Below are 5,088 nucleotides of genomic sequence, written 5' to 3'. Positions count from 1 at the left end.
ATTTGGCCGGGTCGGCTGATTCCCATGCAGCCGTTGCCCCAGGTGGTGGCGAAGGCACTCAGGATTTCTAGGTCGGTGAGGGGGATGTTGGTGTCAAGGGTTGCTTGTCTGATTACGGCTTGACGGGTGTGATCTGGAAGTTCTGCGGTCGGGGGTTGGGTGGTGTTGGAAGGGTTTATTTGTTGGGCTTGAGTTGGGGGTGAGAAGATGTGACTCACGCTAGTGGTGAGGGTGAGGGCGATGAGGGTTGTGAGGATAGGATGCTTCATGATTGCTGAAGGATAAGCTTACTGTTTAGAGAATTAATATAGCTAGTCCTAATGAGACGTGAACTGTGGGCTATTGTCCTAGTTGAATTGCAGGCGAACCTTTTTAGCACGACTCAGATAGGTTAGCTATATGCTTCACGATGCTAGAAATACTACATTGTAGGCAAACGATTTACGTGACTAAAGTGCAGTTATAGCAAGGCTTTTAATATCTATGTAAGGTTTCGCCTAAACTTCAACAGGTTCAGAAACAGACTCAATAGATTGAATGGCTTGTTCAGGTGAAGCACTACCAGACAAAATAGCCATCAATCCTGGTAAATACCGATCCATCATCAAAACATTTGTGTAAACCACACGCTCAATAGTTGCTAAACCAAAACCATCTTCAGTGACATCAATGCTTGTTTTAAAACGAATTTCACCATCTGCAAAGTCAAGTTCAAAGTTTCCGATGGAAAGTCCATAGTTTGCACGGGTAATAAATTCAGCTACAGCCTGGATGTGGTCTTGTGCCTTAAGTGGACAGACGGAGTAAAAAAAGAAGCGCTGAGTTGCCTCATCTTCAACAGATTGAGCAAAGCACATCCAAGTTCCTTGGTCACTGGTAAATGCTGTTTGCAAAGCAGGCTCGTCTTCAATTTTGGAAAACTGCCAGTTTTCTTTTTCAAAAAATTCAATAACTTTTTCTAGAATTTGTCCCATGTTTCCTCTTATGAATTTGGCGTGATGATTTTCGATACACAAGTCGATTAAAATTTGAATACATTATTAATCGGCTTGTGGGAGTGTTACCAGAATTTCAAACGTTTTGCTGCACCAGAAAGTGTGTTCTTGACATTTTTGACTCCCTGGGCGGCTCGGTTATAGACATTAGCCGCAGCTTGTCCAGCCTTATTCACAACATTGGAAGCAAAGTTCTTGACGGACTGAACAGCTTGCTTACCTTTGTTGATAACATTGTTCACAAGTTGCTTGCCTTTGTTAATGACGTTATTAACAACGCGCTTCGCTCCGTTGACGACGTTGCGAACTGTATTAACTGCTTTTTGAGCATACTGAGCAACTTTTTTAACAACTCGTGGTGCAGCCTGAGCAACTTTTTGAGCAATTGCTTGTTTAGCCTGTTGCAATGAGGCTTTAAACACCTGTGTTGATTTTTGTACCAGGTTGCTGACAGCCTGCTGAGTCTGTTGTTTGAAAGTGTTGTAAGCGGCTTTAGCTTGTACAACTTTAGCTGTGGCAGCTTTAACAGTAGCTTTGGCAACTTGAACAGCTTTTTGAGCTTTATCCCGTGCCGTAGCAGCTTTATCTCGTGCAGCTTTTAGTGCATCGCTAATAGATGATTTGACTGAATTAATACCATTGCCAACAGCAGAATAGCTGTCGGATAAAAACTTATCAACTTTGTCTCCATGACCTAGCTGATCTGCTCCAAAGTAAGCAAAATCAACGATACTACCTACTACAAACGCAGTTCCCATAGCTGCGGGTGCAGCACCAACACCAAAACCTAATGCTCCAACAGCACCACCAATAATAGCGCCTGCCCCCATTGCTCCCAACTTCACTTGAGCACGACGTTGAGTTGCTTCGTCTCCATAGATCAAATCATGACCTGTGAAAGCCAAATCAATCACGTCACCAACAACTGGTGCATTTTTACCTCCAAATTTGGTTATCGGGGTATCTAAGATTTTAAAAAAGTTTCCGGTAGCATCTAATGTTTTTGCTCCTAATTTTCCAGTTCTTGCAAGGATATTAGGAGATTTGGATTTGAAGAAATTAGATGTGTTCCCCATAAGCTTAAGCGCTTGTTTGGGAGGTAAGCGGTTTGCGATTGGAGATAGGGTGTCGAGTGTTTTCCAATATCGGTTGGAGCTCAAAAGATGTGAATCAAGGAACTTATTCAGGTTGATACCTGATTTATTTAAGTTAGAACCTATAAATGATTCCAAAGAAAATATATCCTTCGGATTCGGGGACATGATATTAGGGATCTTAAGTAGAGGATCTCCAATGCCACCAACTTTTATAGCATTTAGCCAATCCAAGCCTTTTCTTACTCCTTGATAGGGGAGTGAATTATATGCTGCTTTATTCAGATTGTAATATGCAGAACGTCCATCAGGTTGAATCAGCAAATTTCCTTGAGCAAATCTGTAAACAGCAACACCGTTACTGATAAAACTGCCCAGCGGTGTCCCAAAAGCACCTACTTTTGGAGTCCATTGTGCGATCGCAGCAGCCAACTGTGCGGCCCGACGACGAGCCTCTTCTTCTGCTTGACGACGTGCTTCTTCTTCCAACCGACGCAACTCTTCCTCAGCCCGTCGTGCTTCCTCTTCTAGTCGCCGTGCTTCGGCCTCAGCTTGTCGTGCTGCTTCCTCTGCTTTCCGAATAGCTTCTTGTCGCTTACGTTCCTCCTCCCGTCGCCGCAAATATCCCGGATCTTCAATGGGAATCTGGAGAACCTGTCCTGGATAGATCAGACTAGGATTAGAACCGATTACGTTACGATTCTTATCGTAAATAAAAGACCAGTCTGAACTAGTCAAGCCCGATAGACGAGATGCAATCAATGACAAGTTATCACCAGAGCGCACGGTGTAACTCGTCCATTGAAAATACTTACCTTTATATTGAACAGCATTAACAGGTCGTTCCCCCGCGATCACTGTTCCTTCACCACTCCAAGTTAAGGGCGAAAGAATAGGCTTAGGCGTATATGCTTCAGGTTGTGTCTCTTTAGCAAGAGCAACTGCTGCCGCAATATCGACTAACCCATAGCCCGTCTCCTTATCCCAACCTTTAGGGCCTAGATCAACTGCCGTTGCCTTGAGAATTTCCTTAACCTGCTTGTAGCTTAAATCAGGGTTAGCAGCCCACACCTTCGACACAGCCCCCGTCACTTTTGCTGCCGCGACAGATGTACCTGCCATTTCTCCAGTTCCCATGTCTAGATCGGGATCGATGGAAAAATCCAAACCCATCAACTCTGCGATTAACTCTTCATCAACCTCATCTTCATCAACATCCAAATCAGACAGTGAGGAAAATTCCAAACCAGCTTTCAATGTAGGTTCGCCATTCTCAAGTACATCACCGAGAATTTCCTCAGCCTCGATCAAGCTATCAATAGCATCCTCATCAAAAACCTTTAAAAATTCTTCCGATGCCTCTACTCCAATGTTGAGATAATCACTGATGAATTCCATCCCGACTTTTTGTAATGCTTCTTCCTCATAGCCATCTAGGGCTTCATCAATAGCCTTAATCGCCTCCTGGTAAGCTTGACGCTCTTGATCCGTCCAGTCCTCTGGTAATTCTGAATCATCTTCAGGATCATCTGGATCGTAAAATTCACCAAACTCTTCTTCAAAAACGGATTGAAGAGCCACAGACATTTCATCATCTTCTTCAACCTCATCGCTGTTGTCTTCCAAGAAAGTTTTCAGGTCAGTTCCTTCCCCAACCGTTGAAGTTATTGGGTTATAAGCGGTTCCTCCACGAGAAACCAAATCCAACCCATAGCCAAGGTTAGAATAACTTGCCCGCTTACCACGCTCATCCACCGAGCCAACTGTAATCAAATTGTCGAACTCCTGAGAAGCTTGACCTAAAGCCGACATCGTGCCGCCATCATTACCCGCAGCAACAACAATCAGTACACCATTTTGACGAGCATATTCAATGGCTTCCCGCTCTTGAGGGGTTAGTTCATAGCGTGTTGTCACGGTTCCATCAGGATTCGTTTGAGTCAGATCAAAGCTAAGATTGACAACAGCATTAGGCTGCCCTGATGCTTTAGCTGCATCTACAAACTCTCGCAACGATTCTGCCCACTTACCGGAACCTACCGCACGACCCAGCCAAAGTGGAGCTTGGTCATTAATACCATCAACTCCAATACCATTATCTTGTGTAGCTGCGATGATACCTAGCACATGAGTGCCATGTTCATTGCCCTGATCTCCTTCAAACAAGGGATTATCATCACCATCAACGTGATCCCGTCCTAGAGTAACCCGACTATAATCAATATCTGGATTGCTTCCATTAAATCCGGTATCAATGACTCCAATGAGGGGTTGATTAGACTTCTCAAACTTTAACCAACGGATAGGCACATCAACATCTAAAGACTTGGTAGCTTTTGCCAAATGAACTGCGGCGGCTATATTAAGTAGCCCAGAGCCAGTTTCAAAATCCCAACCAGGTTCATTCAAATCTGTAGCTGTATTTTGGAGAATATCAATAACTTCGCGATGACTCAGTTTTGGATTTGCTGCCCAAACCTGAGAAACTGCACCAGCCACTTTACCCGCTGAAATAGTTGTTGTGGAAATCTCATCATTTGTGCCATCAGCCAGAATGTTCAATGCAAATCCACTGGGAGAGTTACTCGCTGCCCCGTGAGACTGCCAAGCTGAGGCCGCATCGTTAATACGTTGAGCCGTACCAACAGTAATAACATTGTCGAAGCTTAGAGAAGTTTGTCCTAAAGCAGAAATAAATTCACCGTTCTCTCCAGCAGGTACAACTACTAAGATATTGTGCTTATTAGCATAGGCTAACGCTTCCCACTCAGCGTCCGTAAGTTCATAACGGACTCCCACAGTACCATTTTCATAAACCTCGGTTAAGTTCGGATTTATCGTAATTACCGCATTAGGTTGACCCGACTCAACAGCCGCATCGACAAATTCCACCAAAGAATTCGCCCACTGCCCTGAACCTACCGCACGACCTAACCAAATGGGAGCATCTGGATTAATGCCATCAATGCCAATATCATTATCCCGTTGGGCTGCAATAA

Annotated in this window: 2 protein-coding genes and 1 pseudogene; all 3 read right to left on the bottom strand. The window is 44.2% G+C overall.

Annotated features, from left to right (window positions below; translation table 11 throughout):
• A pseudogene (locus K4A83_RS21890) lies at positions 1-269 on the bottom strand (hypothetical protein); the annotation flags it as partial.
• A gap of 228 nt (positions 270-497) precedes the next feature.
• A complete protein-coding gene (locus K4A83_RS21885; RefSeq protein WP_265266836.1) occupies positions 498-974 on the bottom strand; it encodes a YbjN domain-containing protein in 477 nt (158 codons plus the stop codon).
• An 86-nt stretch (positions 975-1,060) separates the two neighbouring features.
• Positions 1,061-5,086 (bottom strand): S8 family serine peptidase, encoded by a 4,026-nt coding sequence (locus K4A83_RS22895; RefSeq protein ID WP_321161042.1) that lies wholly within the window; start codon positions 5,084-5,086, stop codon positions 1,061-1,063.
• Between the last annotated feature and the right edge of the window lie 2 nt (positions 5,087-5,088).

The organism is Spirulina subsalsa FACHB-351 (assembly GCF_026130165.1).
Taxonomy (GTDB): domain Bacteria; phylum Cyanobacteriota; class Cyanobacteriia; order Cyanobacteriales; family Spirulinaceae; genus Spirulina_A; species Spirulina_A subsalsa_A.
The sequence above is the reverse complement of the archived record's forward strand: the minus strand, read 5'-3'. Positions and strand labels throughout refer to the sequence as shown.